Here is a 12762-nt window from a genome sequence, read left to right as displayed (position 1 = left end):
CGGGGTGGTCAGGGGTGGGCAGGCGGGGCGAGCAGATGGGCGTTCGGGGCCTGGGCGAGCGCCTCGTACTCCGGCAGCAGCACCACGTCGGCGCCCCGCGCCGCCAGGACGGCGTTCCCGTCGGCCGCCGCAACGAACGTGTCCGGTTCGCACCAGGCCGTGACCACGCGCCGTACTCCCGCGTCCAGGATCAGCCGGGAGCACGGCGCCGGGCGGGAGGCGCGGCGGGCGCAGGGTTCCAGGCTGCTGTACACCGTGGCGCCGGCCAGCCGGGGATCGCCGGCGGCCAGCTTCGCGAGGGCCGCCTCCTCGGCGTGGACGACGGGGTCGCCGCCCTCGCGGGAGTGCGCCCGCGCCAGTTCCGTGCCGTCGGCGGCGACGATCACGGCGCCCACGCTGAAGGCCGTCCGGGAGGGCGGGCACTGCGCCGCGAGCGCGCAGGCCTCCTCCAGCCACCGCCGGTCGGCCGCGGTGGCGAGCGGTCCGGTGCCGGGGGCCGTGGGGACGTAGCGCATCAGGACGACGTCCCCGACCTGCCGGGTCTCCACGAGCCGCATCCGCCCCGGCGGGTACGCCCCCGGCCCGAACATGCGCGGCGCGGCCGTGTCCCCGACGAACAGGGGCGCGAGGGCGAGCTGAAGCTCGTCCGCGAGGCCCTGGCGCAGCAACTGGGTGTGGACCAGGCCGCCGCCCTCGACCATCAGCCGCCGTACGCCCCGCCGCTCCCCCAGGTGGGCGAGGACCGCCCGCCATTCCACCTCGGGGCCGAGCGCGACCACCTCGATGTCGGCGGGCAGCCGGCCGCGCAGCCGCCGCGCGCCCTCGTCGGTCGTGCAGACGGCCTTCTCCCCGCCGGTGTGCCAGAAGGCGGCGGCGGGATCGAGGTCGCCGGAGGCGCTGACGGTGACCTTGAGGGGGTACTCCGGCAGGCCGGCGGCGACACGGGCCGCGCGTCGCTCAGCCGAGTTGACCAGCAACCGCGGGTTGTCGGTGCGCAGTGTGCCCGCGCCGACGAGGATCGCGTCGCTGCCCGCCCGCACCTCGTCGACCCGGTCGAAGTCCTCCGGCCCGGACAGCAGGAGCCGCTCGGGTCCGGTGTCGTCCAGGTAGCCGTCGAGGGAGACGGCGGCGGACAACAGGACGTAGGGCTGGGTCATGGGGCGCTCTCCAAGGACAACTATGGTTCAACTTTTAAACAATAACTACACTGGCGGCATGACGACGACCCGCTGGCTCACCCCCGAGGAACAGCGCGCCTGGCGCTCGTACCTGGCGGCATCGTGGCTCCTGGAGGACACGGTCGACCGGCAGCTCCAGCAGGAGGCCGGCATGCCGCACCTGTACTACTCGGTCCTGGCCAACCTCTCGGACGCACCCGGACACCGGATGAGGATGACCGACCTCGCCGAGACACTCAAGATCACGCGCAGCCGGCTCACCTACGCCGTCACGCGCCTGGAGAGGGACGGCGCGGTGCGCAGGGAGGGCTGCGCGAGCGACGGGCGCGGCAGCGAGGCGGTGCTGACGGACGAGGGCATGGCCCTGCTGGAGCGTACGGCGCCCGGCCATGTCGAGACGGTCCGCGCGTCGGTCTTCGACCACCTCACCACGGAGCAGGTGGCGCAACTGGAGGCGATCTGCGGGCAGATCACGCGGGCCCTGCAGCAGGACGAGGAGCGCTCGGCGTGCGGCGGGGTGCCGTGGCGCCGGCGCTCCACCGCGACGTGACCGCCCGGAAAAGCATTGCTTGAAACTTAAAGCATGAGTTAGAGTCTCCGACGGACGGTGTGCTTCAAATCTGAAGCATGTGGATCGGGAGAAGAGACGGGCGCATGCGCGACGAACGTGGGGCCAACACGACCAGCGACAGCGGTATTCCGACCGGCACCGGTGGGCCGACCGGCCTTCCCGCCGCCTCGGTCCGCACCCGTGTGACCGTCCCGCTCCGCTTCGGCGACGGCTACACGGTCACCGCCGACCTCGTCACCTTCCACGGCCTCGCCGACGGCCAGGAGCACCTGGCCGTGATCCTGGGCGAGCCCCCCGCCGACCGGCCCCCGCTGGTGCGACTGCACTCCGAATGCCTGACCGGCGACGTCTTCGGCTCGGCCCGCTGCGACTGCGGCCCCCAGCTGCGCGAGGCGGTGGAGCGCATCGCCGACAGGGGCGGTGTGCTGCTCTACCTCCGCCAGGAGGGCCGGGGCATCGGCCTCTACAACAAGCTCGACGCCTACGCCCTCCAGGACCAGGGCCTCGACACCTACGAGGCGAACGCCGCGCTGGGCCTGCCCGAGGACGCCCGCGACTACACGGCCGCGGCCCAGATGCTCCACGCCCTGGGCATCGGCGCCCTGGACCTGCTCTCCAACAACCCGGACAAGGCGGCCCAACTGCGCGGCCTGGGCCTGACGGTGGCCCAGCACGTCCCCACGGGCGTCTTCACCACGGCCCACAACGTCCACTACCTGCGCGCGAAGGTGGTCCACACCCAGCACACCCTGCCCCTCACGGAACTGACCGCGGGTTGAGAGCCCCGCGCCCCGGTCCGAGGGGGCGCGGGTCGGACGGCGCAGGGACGGGCGGCGCAGGAACGGCGGGTCAGCCGCGCCCGTGCTGCGTGGACGCCGGGCAGACGCTCTGCTCGTACTGGAAGACGTTGCCCGGGTCGTACTTCGACTTGATCTGGCGCAGCCGGTCGTAGTTGTCGGCCCAGTAGGCCGTCTCCCACTCCTGCATACCGATGTTCGGCACGTTGACGTACGCGCCGTGCACGTACGGGCGCATGGCCTGGCTGAACTCGGCGATCCATGCCTGGGCCTGCGGGGTGAGCGGGTCGCAGACACCCGGCTGGGTGCCGCGGGTGCCCCACCCGGCGCCGGGCTCCGAGTAGAAGAGCGCGTCGCGGTGCGGGAACGAGGTGCCGCCGCGGGGACTCCTCCTGACCGCCCCGCCGAACGCCTGGGTGAAGAAGTTGCTGTCGTCGGTCGGGGCCGTCGCCATGAACGAGGCGATCACGTCGATCGCCGCGCTCGGGAACGGCTTCCTGGTGAACTGCGAGAAGAACTTCCAGTTCGCCGGCTCGTCCTCGGTCGGCACCTGGAATCCCGCGTAGACGTCGCCCCACCTGCCCACCTGCGTCGTGACCGTCGGGCTGCCGACCGACAGGACCGGGGCGAGCATCTGCTGCGCCTGCGCCGGGGTCCCCTCGGCGAGCACCGCGAAGAGCAGGATCTGGTTCTTGTGGATCTCCAGCTGGGTGCCGAGCCGGTCGTCCGCCGTCGGTCCCGTGCGCTGCCAGGCGTCGAAGACCCCGTGCAGGTCCCCGATGCCCGTCCACGTCGCCTGGAGATAGGTGACGCTCTTCAGCGGCGCCGCCTTGTAGGTGAGCGACGTGACGATCCCGAAGTTGCCGTTGCCCGCGCCGCGCAGCGCCCACAGGAGGTCCGGGTGACTGCGGGCGTCCACCTGGAGCACCTTGGCGCACTGGTCACCCGAGGGGACGACGATCTCGGCGCCGACCAGCCCGTCGCAGGCCATGCCCAGCCAGCGGGTGAAGAAGCCCAGGCCGCCGCCCAGCGTCGCACCGGCCAGACCGACGCTGCCCTCCGTCCCGGTCGTCACCGCGAGGTTCTCGGCGGAGAGCGCCGTCACCGCCTCCAACTGGTTGAGGCCCGCGCCGACCTTCGCGATCCCCGTGCGGGTGTCGATGTCGACCGACTTCAGCTCGCTGATGTCGATCACGATGCCGTTGTCGACGTTCGACCAGCCCTCAAGGCTGTGGCGACCGCTGCGCACCCGCAACGCGACGTTGTTCTGCCGCGCCCACGTCAGGGCGTTGACCACGTCCTGGGTGTTCTGCGCGAAGACGATGACCAGCGGATAGTGGCTGAACAGCTCGTCCCACCCGAGGCTCGCCTGCGTGTAGTCGGAGTCGGCGGGCCGCACGACACGGCCGGTCAGCTGCGCCGGAGCGCAGTGCTCACCGCCGTGCCCGCCACCGCCGCCGTGTCCGCCACTCGCGGCGGCGGCGTCCACGGCGGTCGCCCCCGGGACAACCGCCGCACCCGCGCCGGCCGCGGTCGCTCTGAGCAGGCCGCGACGAGAAAAGTCATGCATGTTCTTTGTCCTCTCGACCGGCTCAGCCGGTTGGCGCGTGGGAAATTGCGTGGGGATTTCCGCGACGCGCAGAGTAACAAGGGGGATCATGACGATTCCGCCGACACGCAAGGGAATTGGCCCGGCCATTTCGAAAGGACCGGCCGACTTCTTATATCACCGCGCGTCTGAAACTGAACGGGAATACGCCGACGGACGAACGCCCTACTCGTCGCCGTCGACCTCGTGGCTGACGAGGAACAGGCCGGTGATCAGGTCGTTGTCATCTGGGCCGCGAAAAAGGCCCGGTTGACGAAGTTGTACTGCCTCGGGGGAAAGGCTCCCGGACCCGCGCGAGCTGCCGATCATCACACTCCAGCCAACCCCGGATATCGACGAGAACCCCCACGACGCCCCCCTCCGCTCACCGGCACGGCAGACGCGGCCGACGCCGACTGCGAGCGAGTTCCGGATTGCGGGGCGCTGTGAGTGGCGCGGCTGCGGCCACCGGGGCACCAGCTCCATTGTCACGGTGCGGCAACATCCGTACGCACTGCGTACAGGGCTGCCACTGTGGCTCACGCAACCACAGCACTGCCAAGGGGGGACCTTGCGCCGCTTCATCCTGCCTGTCGCCGCCATCGCGCTGACCGCCGCATGCACGAGTGGGAACACCACGCACGCCGCGCCGGCCTCCTCGGGGGCCCCGACCCGGACGCTTGTCGAGAGCCACAGCTCGACGGCCGAGCCAGGTCCCGTGCACCGTACGGCGAAGCCGAAGTCGTCCACCACGGATGATCCTTGCCTGCCCACGCGGGACGTCATCCTGTGGATGAAAGTGCCCGGCATCCCGGACAGTGCACAGGTGGTGGGGGAGTACGACCTGACGCACTGTGAGCCGACCTTCCAGAACATCACCCACACGTCGCCGACCGAGCCCGGGTATTGCACCGAGGCGGCATGGGCGAGCGACAATCCGGGCTACGACGCCGATGCCAGACCAGCAAAGCACCTCAAGAAGGTGCAGGTGACCGTAGGCCCTGCCTGTTGATGTCCAGCCTGTTGCGCTGTTCCGTCGTCGACGGTTGTCCGGGACTGCCGGGTTCACCGACCTCAAGGTTCAGCGCGTACCAGCAGCGTGCCGATGTGCCCGGGCTTTGCAGCGTCGATGACGCGGGCCTCGGCCGAGGCGAAGCCCGCGCGGGTCAGCAGGCGCTCCCAGACGGCAGGCCGGTAGCTGTACCGGTAGGTGTACATGGCCTTGCCCGCGAAGCCGCCCTTGTACATACCCTGCGGGCCGTACGCGCCGGGGATGGCCGGCGGCTGGGAGAACACGAACGTGCCACCTGGGACAAGGCGCTCGTGGACGAGCGGGAACAGCTGGGACGGGTCGGTGAACCAGGCCGCGCCGAAGATGGAGTACACCGCGTCGTATCGGCTCCCCTCCGCGGCGAGCCAGCGGAGCACCTCGCCCTGCTCGATCCTCACACCGAGGGCCGCCCACTTCTCAGTCGCACGTCGCACCATGCGCGGCGAAAGATCGACACCGGTGGCCCTGACGCCCTGCTGAGCGAGGTGAGCGAGGGCGCGGCCGGTGCCGCAGCCGATCTCCAGTACGGATTCCGGATTGCCGAGGAGCTCGGTGCCAGGACCGTGGCCGGAGTACTGAGTCCAGCAGAACGACGGATCGAGGTTGTCCTTGAAGGCCGACTCGGCGTAGGTGTCCCACAGTTCGGTCTCGGCAGCGATGTCGTGCGGTACGGGCACAGCGCGTTCCTCCGGGTCGTCCGGGATGCGGGAGCCCCCGCCCTCGGGGGTGCCGTGAGGGCGGGGGCGACTGTAGCGGGGTCAGTGGCTGTCGGGGACCTTGTTGTCGCACGGCGAGCAGTTGGCGCTGTCGATGGCCCACAGTTCCTCGTCGATGGCGAAGCCGATCGAGTTCGGGAAGTCGGCGGTGCGCAGGCACAGGCCGTCACGGCGGCGTTCGACGAACGGAGCGGGGTGCTTGTAGGCGCCGCCGTTGTACAGACGGCAGATGCCGAACCAGACGGGCGTGTCGAGAATCAGCTGATGGACGCCAAGGTCGACCAGCTTGCCGACTCCGAGGTGTACTTCGGGGTGCTCGATGCAGCCGACGGTGTACATGACGGCGTTGCCGAGGATCCGTTCGGCCATGTCGCGGACCATGGTGTGGTCGCGGAGCAGGAGGGCGATCTCCCGATCCCACAGGTTCATGCCGGAGTCGAAGACGTTGATGGTCAGCTCCGTGATGTGCGGAGCGACAGCGTTGAGGAGTTCTTGCGGGTCCCGCGTACGGGTACCTGTGGGCTGATCGAGGGTGACGGTCATTGACCTTCCCTTCTGGGGTGTCGTGCCGTATTGAAGACCCGCTCCGTCGAGGGTCCCCGGTGCCCCGGCCGGCGGCGCGTCTCCAGCCTCCACGCGGAGTGCTTGAGCTTGGCGAACATGTGGCCGGAGTCCTCGAAGCGGATGAATTGCGACACGTGCGCGGGCTCCTTCGGGCCGAAGTTGGCGAGCAGCTCGCGTGGCACGGTCACGGCTGCCTCGCCGGCCGCGAGGTCGAGCTGCGCAAGGTCGGCAGGATCAGTGATCGGGTCGCCCTGCACGACGTAGGTGTCGGTACCGGGCTCGGTGTAGAGGGTGGGGCATCCGTCGTTGCCCGAGTTCGTGCCGACTTTCCACAGGTGCCTGGTCATTACGGGCCCCTTCGCCGGTCGGGGTGGGCTGATCTGCCGCGCACCGTAGTGGCCGCGGGTTCGCTGGCAACAGGGCACCCGGTGCTGCGCTCCGTACCGTGGGGCTGACTTCACGTCACGAAAAGGACACAACGTACGCACGCAGCGCTGCAGCGGAGCAGCATCCCTCATCTGGCTCATCTATCCTTGGGGGAATCCATGCGTGCCAGAACTGCGGTTGCTGCGACGAGCGTCGCTCTTGCCCTCATGTTCACGGGCTGCGGCGGCCAGAACGCCACCTCCAAGCAGCAGTCGGCGCCGACAACCGCGTCCCCAAGCCCGACCCTCGACCTCGCGGCCAAGGTCCGCGCCTGGGCAGAGGAGGGGGGCACCGACACCCTGAACACTCTCGCGAAGCGCCTGGGCAAGGTCGACAAGGACTCGCACCCGGTCAACCTCGTGGGACTTCAGGACAGCTGCGCGCAACTCACCGCGGATGTCGAGACGGCGCAAGGGGAAGCCCCGATGCCGGATGTAACGCTCGACAAGCGCTGGAAGCTCGCCCTCTACCACCTCGGCAAGTCCGCGTCGGCGTGCACGGTGGGCGCGGCCAGCGGAGACCAGGCATCGTTCGATCTGATGTCCGCTGAGATGTCCATCGGCAACGAGCACCTGAACGCCGTGGCGAAGCGGATCAACGAGATCACCGTGGGCAGCGCCAGCTAGCAGATGCCTGCGACGTGGGTGCGGCGCCAGGCGTTGATTCATCCGCCGAGGCCGCAACCGGTCTGTAAGTCACGGACACATCCGCCTCACGCGCGGACCTGAAAACGAAGCAGCGCCCGAGCCAGCCGAAACCGGCCCGGGCGCTGCGTAGCAGGTCAAAACTGTTTCCCTCACCTGCGAACCCGTCGAAGCAGCCTTAGGCAGCCTCGGTCAGGCGGCTCCAGAAGTCGGAGACGGCATGCGGCACCGGGGCATCCTCGACGAGGCCAGCCAGCAGCGTCTCGGGCAGGACCATCCGTCGGTAGAAGGTCTTGGGGCGACCAGATGTCGCCCGTGGCTCCCGGCGCACCACACCGGACTCCTCGGCCGCGTGGATCACCCGTCGCCAGACGGGGGTATCGATGACAGAGCCGATGGCGCCGTCGTCGGTGCAGAGCATGTTAGAGCGCGAGTAGTGCCGAGCTAGCTTCTCGACCGCTGCCACTACATCGGCGGCGACGTCGCGCGTCCTCACCTCGTCGAGGTCAGCTCCGAGGCCACAATCCTGGAGTCGCCGCAAAATCGACGACGCAACGAAGTCCTGCTCGACGCCCTGCCTGCTAGCCACCCGCAGTCCAACGAAGTCCGCGGGGGTGACGCCGGTGACGTCGAGCAGGGTGGTCTCTGGGTCAATCACCACCAGGTGCCATGTCACGCCCTGCGCGACGCACGACTCAAACTGGGTGTTGCGCAGGTCGGAGCGCTCGAATCGGATATTTACCAAGGACGCTCCGCGGACCGCGAGGCCCGATGTGTCAGCATCCGCGAACGTCACGTTTTGCACCATCAGGTCGGGCTCGGCCGTCCCGCGCAGTCGCAGGACCTCCGCCGCGAGGGTGCCTGCGTTGCGGCCCACCACCTCCGCGAAGGAGTCGTTCGGGTCGGCAACCAGAGCGAGCACAGAGAGAATGGCCTGGCCGCTAGTGCCGGCCTCAACGATGCCGGTGACCGCCGCGCGGGCGGCTTCCACGGGGAGGTTGGCGCGGCGCAAGATAGAGGCGGCCTCCTGGCTGCCCCGGGCCAGGGCCTCCTCGACCGGCTTGGCTAGGAAGAAGCCGAAGAACAGGTCGTGTTCGAAGGCGACAGTGCCGGGCTTGGTGCCCAGCATGAGCATGGCGCGGCTTGGCGCGGCATCGATGAGGTTCTGCTGGGCCTCAGTGGGCAAATCGTGGACCTGGGCAAAGATCGACACCAGGTCGTGGAGGGTGGATCGGTTGAGTTCGCGGGTCTTCTGGCGCCACATTTCGATGGCGATCTCCTTGAGCAGTTCGACGTACTGCTCACCACTGAGGTACTGACCGTGCTGACCGACCAGTTTGCTGCTGACCTCACGCTGGACGTAGGCGTCCACGAGCTGCACGAGGAGCGGGCGGCCAGTCTCGATGGACTGGTTCTCCGCCTCCATCAACTCGCAGGTCCGTGCCAGGAACAGCGGCTTGTCCAGCAGCGTGCCCTCCGCATCGGGGCTGTCGCGCAGGGAGCGCACCCGGTCTCGGACCGCTGGGGAGAAGTGCTGGAGGTATGCCTCGACCTCGACCGTACCCCACAGCCGCATCTCCACCGGGACAAGCGACCAGAGTAGGGAGCCGAGTTCCGAGCTGCTGTTGGTTCTGGCAAGGAACTCTTGCTCGTAGTAGACACTGCGGGCAGCAGCGATCACCGAACCGCGACCGTCCAGTTCCTCTATGAAGCCAGCAAGAGAGCCAAACGCCTCCTCGTAGCTGCCCTGTCCGCCGATCAGTTCGTCAAACCCGTCGACAATGAGCCGCAGTCGGCCGTGCCGTACCAGACGGGCCACCGAGTGGTACGTCATCCTGGCCCGCACGTCCTGAAGTTCGGTCGCCAGGGCCTCATTGAGTCGCGCTAGCCCGCGGCCCTGAGCGCTGACATTGAGGTATAGGTAGTCGCTCTCGCCCCGCAGATAGCGGACCGCAGCCTCGTAGGTTAGCTCCGACAGCATCCGCGATTTGCCAGCGCCGGCGTCACCGGTGACAAAAACGATTTTCGTTGCTTCGGCATCGGGCACTGAGGAACGTTCAACAAGCGTCGCAGCGTCCTCGTCCACACCTCCGGAGAGGTGGGCGCGACCCGGGACGTAGCGGTCTCCGCGACGGCGGCCCAGGACCTGAACGATGTTCTTGGCCAGGGCTCGCAGGTCGGCCAGATCCGGTCCGGCAACGAAGGCCGCATAGTCAACGCGCTTGCCATCGTGCTCAACGACCCATTGCTCACGGGCACGGTCCCAGGTGACCGATGCCTCGCATTCATCGAAGTCGTGCGACCAGCGGACGAGAAGGCCGCCACCCCGAGTCGTGATCTCCGGTTCCGTTCCCGGGTCCACAAAGGTCAGCAGGTCCGCGCGCAGTTCATCGGCGAACGCGGTCACATCGGCACTTACCATGTTGGCCATCCTGGTGCGTGACAAATCTCGATGTTCGAATGGCTCGTAAGCCACTGGTCGTTGCAGGACTGGCCCGGGGCGCGCTTGCGGAGCCAAATCATCCTGCGGGTAGGGCGCGCGGCGGCGGCCAGTAGGCCGGGCAACACGTCGTCGTCGTCGCTGACGAGGACGGTCGGCTTGCCCTCCAGGCTGTAGCGCAGTGAGTCGGCAACGATCAGGCCGTCGACCATCTTCTGCGCAGCCTTGGGGGGACGGCCAGGATCGGCCTCGCGGGCGGCGCGGAAAGTACCCAGTATGCGGGTGCCCGGGTTCCAGGCCGAGGAATGGGCCAGCTCCGGCTCGACTCGCAGACCGTCGCGTCGAGTGTGAAAGTCGGCGAGGTGCGGCAGCGCCCACTCCCACTGCCGGGTCGCCCGTCCGTCGCGGAAAAGCCATCCCCCGTATAGGCGCAGCTGCAGGTCAGAGACTCGCGGCCAGTGCTGCTTCACGGCTTGACGCACCACGCGATCTACCGCGTGCAGTCCGTCGTACACGTCTGCGTCCGAGCGTGGCGCAGGGCACAGATTATTGAAGTCGACGACGGCAACCGCGGCGGACACCTCGTCCTGCCCTGGGGCGGCGGCTACGGCGCTGCTTGTCAAAGTCCAGTCTCCCCCCTGCACACCCGCCGCGGCGGGCTCGGGCCGGGGACACAGCAGCACGCCCGGCGGTCGGGTGGCAGGATAGCGTTCCACGTATGTCCGGGCTTTGACAGGTCGGAGGCGGCCCAGAGCACGCACTGGCCGCCATCGGCGTACAGCCACGCACACCACCAATCAGACGCCCTACGGACGCCGCCTGGCGTGCAAGCTCGAACATCCGCTCACGCATCGCTCACGCAAAACCCCGAAAACGCCACAGCGCCCGAGTCGACCGAAGCCAACCCGAGCGCTGCGTAGCAGGTCAGAGGGATTACCCCCCACCTGCGAACCGTAGGCCCTGTGGGACTCGAACCCACAACCAATGGATTAAAAGTCCACTGCTCTGCCAATTGAGCTAAGGGCCCGGGCGTTGTTGCCTACCCGAGCATAGCCGCAGGGAGCCGGGACTCCGATCGGGTATCGGGGTCTCGGCCACCCCAACGGGCGAGACGCGCCCTCGGCAGGGGGTGTGGGCTACGGGTCCAGCGGTTCCACCGCGGCGGCGCGTGCCGTCTCCCGGGCCCGGGTGCGGGCGTGGTCGGGGTTCAGGAACCAGTGGCGGGCGGAGGCCAGCCACCAGGTCGCCGCGAAGCCCAGCACCACCAGGACCGCGACCGGCGCGTAGTTGAAGGTCTCCCAGGTCACGGGCGAGAGCTGGGGCAGCATGAACAGGACCGTGATCACGCCGACCCACGCCACCGACACGATCCCGATCAGCCGTGACCAGCGGCCCAGGTGCCAGGGCCCGCGTTCGAACGAGTCGCCCTTGCGTACGCGCAGCAGCGTCGGGATGACGTACGCGACGTAGAGCCCGATGACCGCGATCGACGTCACCGCCGCGTAGGCCGTGTAGTTGATCAGGTACGGCAGCCCCAGCGCCAGGGCGCCCATCGCGGCCAGCCACACCGCCGCCACCGGCGTGCGGGTCCGCGGGCTGACCGTGTGCCACACCCGCGAGAACGGCAGCGCGCCGTCGCGTGAAAAGGCGTAGATCATGCGGCTGTTGGCGGTCACCGACGCCATCCCGCAGAACAGCTGGGCCCCGATCACGACGAGCAGCAGCAGTTTGCCGGCGCTCGCGCCCAGCGCGTCGAGCAGGATCTGGGCGGGCGGGGCTCCCGTCGGCGAGGCGAGCTCCTTGTCGTACGACTGGATGGCGAAGGTGAAGCCGAGCAGCAGGACGAACCCGGCCACCCAGGAGGTCCAGATGGACCGGACGATCCCCTTCGGCCCGGCCGTCGACGCGTCGTGCGTCTCCTCCGTCATGTGCGCGGAGGCGTCGTACCCGGTGAAGGTGTACTGCGCCATCAGCAGCCCGATGAGCGCGACGTACAGCCCGCTGCCCCACCCCGTGTGGTCGACGAACTTCGTGAACACGAACGACGCCGACTGGTGGTGGTCCGGTACGAGGGCGAGCGCGCCGACGATGACCAGGACACCCAGCACGTGCCACCACACGCTGATGTTGTTCAGGAGGCCGACGATCCGGACGCCGAAGGTGTTGAGCAGCCCGTGCAGCACCAGGATCCCGGCGAAGAGCAGCATCGTCCGGCCCGGCGTCACCTCGAAGCCGAACTGGAGGTTCAGGTACGCGCCCAGGAACGACGCCGCGCCGAAGTCGATGCCGGCGGTCACGGCGACCTGGCCGAGGACGTTGAACCATCCGGTGAACCAGGCCCAGGCCGCCGCGCTCGACGGCGGGGCCAGCCGGTGCGCCCAGAAGTACAGGCCCGCCGAGGTCGGATACGCCGAACAGATCTCGGCCATGGACAGTCCGACGAACAGGGTCATCAGCCCGACCGCGACCCAGCCCCAGGTGATCAGGGCGGGGCCGCCGGTGTTCATCCCGAAGAGATAGAGGGTCAGACAGCCCGACAGCACCGAGATGATCGTGAACGACACGGCGTAGTTGGAGAACGCCGACATGCGGCGGGCGAGGACCTGGGTGTAGCCGAGCTGGGCGAGCCGTTCCTCGTCCGACAGCCCGCTGGGCGTGGCGTCATGTGTCATGCACCCAGCGATTCCCTCGGCGCCGGCGTGATATGCGCCACACGGTAGATGCTGTGGCCAAGGGCTGGGGCCGCGAAAACGCCGCGCCCCCGGCCCGGGATCGGGGCGGGGGCGC

Annotated in this window: 13 protein-coding genes and 1 tRNA gene; 4 read left to right on the top strand and 10 right to left on the bottom strand. The window is 68.8% G+C overall.

Annotation, left to right across the window (positions count from 1 at the left end; all coding sequences use genetic code 11):
- Positions 1 to 8: 8 nt before the first annotated feature.
- Positions 9 to 1157, bottom strand: a complete 1149-nt coding sequence (locus AB0C59_RS30725; RefSeq protein WP_363010382.1) for a dihydrofolate reductase family protein — start codon at positions 1155 to 1157, stop codon at positions 9 to 11.
- Positions 1158 to 1215: 58 nt separating this feature from the next.
- On the opposite strand from AB0C59_RS30725, the gene AB0C59_RS30720 reads away from it, so the two are divergent.
- Both AB0C59_RS30720 and ribA read left to right on the top strand, forming a co-directional pair.
- Positions 1216 to 1728, top strand: coding sequence for a MarR family transcriptional regulator (locus AB0C59_RS30720; RefSeq protein ID WP_363010380.1), 513 nt, complete (start codon positions 1216 to 1218; stop codon positions 1726 to 1728).
- A gap of 104 nt (positions 1729 to 1832) precedes the next feature.
- Entirely contained in the window at positions 1833 to 2528 is a 696-nt protein-coding gene (ribA, locus tag AB0C59_RS30715; RefSeq protein ID WP_363010378.1) for a GTP cyclohydrolase II, read from the top strand.
- Positions 2529 to 2598: 70 nt separating this feature from the next.
- Here the strand turns inward: ribA and AB0C59_RS30710 are convergent, their stop codons facing one another.
- Together AB0C59_RS30710 and AB0C59_RS30705 are read right to left on the bottom strand one after the other, a co-directional pair.
- The gene (locus AB0C59_RS30710; RefSeq protein ID WP_363010376.1) at positions 2599 to 4116 is read right to left on the bottom strand and encodes an FAD-binding oxidoreductase; all 1518 of its coding nucleotides are present in this window, start codon (positions 4114 to 4116) and stop codon (positions 2599 to 2601) included.
- A 204-nt stretch (positions 4117 to 4320) separates the two neighbouring features.
- Positions 4321 to 4464, bottom strand: a complete 144-nt coding sequence (locus AB0C59_RS30705; RefSeq protein WP_363010374.1) for a hypothetical protein — start codon at positions 4462 to 4464, stop codon at positions 4321 to 4323.
- Between the two features lie 241 nt (positions 4465 to 4705).
- Between AB0C59_RS30705 and AB0C59_RS30700 the strand changes: the two genes are divergently transcribed.
- Entirely contained in the window at positions 4706 to 5146 is a 441-nt protein-coding gene (locus AB0C59_RS30700) for a hypothetical protein (RefSeq protein ID WP_363010372.1), read from the top strand.
- Positions 5147 to 5208: 62 nt separating this feature from the next.
- On the opposite strand, the gene AB0C59_RS30695 is transcribed toward AB0C59_RS30700, so the two are convergent.
- From AB0C59_RS30695 to AB0C59_RS30685, 3 genes are all read right to left on the bottom strand, one after another.
- A complete protein-coding gene (locus AB0C59_RS30695) occupies positions 5209 to 5862 on the bottom strand; it encodes a class I SAM-dependent methyltransferase (RefSeq protein ID WP_363010370.1) in 654 nt (217 codons plus the stop codon).
- Between the two features lie 81 nt (positions 5863 to 5943).
- The gene (locus tag AB0C59_RS30690) at positions 5944 to 6444 is read right to left on the bottom strand and encodes a hypothetical protein (RefSeq protein WP_363010368.1); all 501 of its coding nucleotides are present in this window, start codon (positions 6442 to 6444) and stop codon (positions 5944 to 5946) included.
- Complete coding sequence (locus AB0C59_RS30685; protein WP_363010366.1) at positions 6441 to 6812, bottom strand: hypothetical protein; 372 nt, start codon at positions 6810 to 6812, stop codon at positions 6441 to 6443. The genes AB0C59_RS30690 and AB0C59_RS30685 overlap by 4 nt, the downstream gene beginning before the upstream one ends.
- 198 nt (positions 6813 to 7010) lie before the next feature.
- On the opposite strand from AB0C59_RS30685, the gene AB0C59_RS30680 reads away from it, so the two are divergent.
- Positions 7011 to 7517 (top strand): hypothetical protein, encoded by a 507-nt coding sequence (locus AB0C59_RS30680; RefSeq protein WP_363010364.1) that lies wholly within the window; start codon positions 7011 to 7013, stop codon positions 7515 to 7517.
- Between the two features lie 196 nt (positions 7518 to 7713).
- Here AB0C59_RS30680 and AB0C59_RS30675 read toward each other — a convergent pair whose 3' ends face one another.
- From AB0C59_RS30675 to AB0C59_RS30660, 4 genes are all read right to left on the bottom strand, one after another.
- Positions 7714 to 9942: an NACHT domain-containing protein gene (locus tag AB0C59_RS30675; RefSeq protein ID WP_363010362.1), complete on the bottom strand. Its 2229-nt coding sequence runs from the start codon at positions 9940 to 9942 to the stop codon at positions 7714 to 7716.
- Positions 9943 to 9950: 8 nt separating this feature from the next.
- On the bottom strand, positions 9951 to 10598 hold the full coding sequence (locus tag AB0C59_RS30670; protein WP_363010360.1) for a hypothetical protein: 648 nt from the start codon (positions 10596 to 10598) through the stop codon (positions 9951 to 9953).
- A gap of 331 nt (positions 10599 to 10929) precedes the next feature.
- Positions 10930 to 11002, bottom strand: a tRNA-Lys gene (locus AB0C59_RS30665).
- Between the two features lie 109 nt (positions 11003 to 11111).
- Positions 11112 to 12647 (bottom strand): amino acid permease, encoded by a 1536-nt coding sequence (locus AB0C59_RS30660; protein ID WP_363010358.1) that lies wholly within the window; start codon positions 12645 to 12647, stop codon positions 11112 to 11114.
- Positions 12648 to 12762 lie beyond the last annotated feature (115 nt).

The organism is Streptomyces sp. NPDC048664 (genome assembly GCF_040650555.1).
GTDB lineage: Bacteria > Actinomycetota > Actinomycetes > Streptomycetales > Streptomycetaceae > Streptomyces.
This window is presented reverse-complemented; position numbering and strand designations above follow the sequence as displayed.

What these genes read in the sequence shown, in the direction of transcription:
- AB0C59_RS30725 (WP_363010382.1), bottom strand. Translation starts at nt 1,157, where the DNA reads ATGACCCAGCCCTACGTCCTGTTGTCCGCCGCCGTCTCCCTCGACGGC.
- AB0C59_RS30720 (WP_363010380.1), top strand. Translation starts at nt 1,216, where the DNA reads ATGACGACGACCCGCTGGCTCACCCCCGAGGAACAGCGCGCCTGGCGC.
- ribA (WP_363010378.1), top strand. Translation starts at nt 1,833, where the DNA reads ATGCGCGACGAACGTGGGGCCAACACGACCAGCGACAGCGGTATTCCG.
- AB0C59_RS30710 (WP_363010376.1), bottom strand. Translation starts at nt 4,116, where the DNA reads ATGCATGACTTTTCTCGTCGCGGCCTGCTCAGAGCGACCGCGGCCGGC.
- AB0C59_RS30705 (WP_363010374.1), bottom strand. Translation starts at nt 4,464, where the DNA reads ATGATCGGCAGCTCGCGCGGGTCCGGGAGCCTTTCCCCCGAGGCAGTA.
- AB0C59_RS30690 (WP_363010368.1), bottom strand. Translation starts at nt 6,444, where the DNA reads ATGACCGTCACCCTCGATCAGCCCACAGGTACCCGTACGCGGGACCCG.
- AB0C59_RS30685 (WP_363010366.1), bottom strand. Translation starts at nt 6,812, where the DNA reads ATGACCAGGCACCTGTGGAAAGTCGGCACGAACTCGGGCAACGACGGA.
- AB0C59_RS30680 (WP_363010364.1), top strand. Translation starts at nt 7,011, where the DNA reads ATGCGTGCCAGAACTGCGGTTGCTGCGACGAGCGTCGCTCTTGCCCTC.
- AB0C59_RS30660 (WP_363010358.1), bottom strand. Translation starts at nt 12,647, where the DNA reads ATGACACATGACGCCACGCCCAGCGGGCTGTCGGACGAGGAACGGCTC.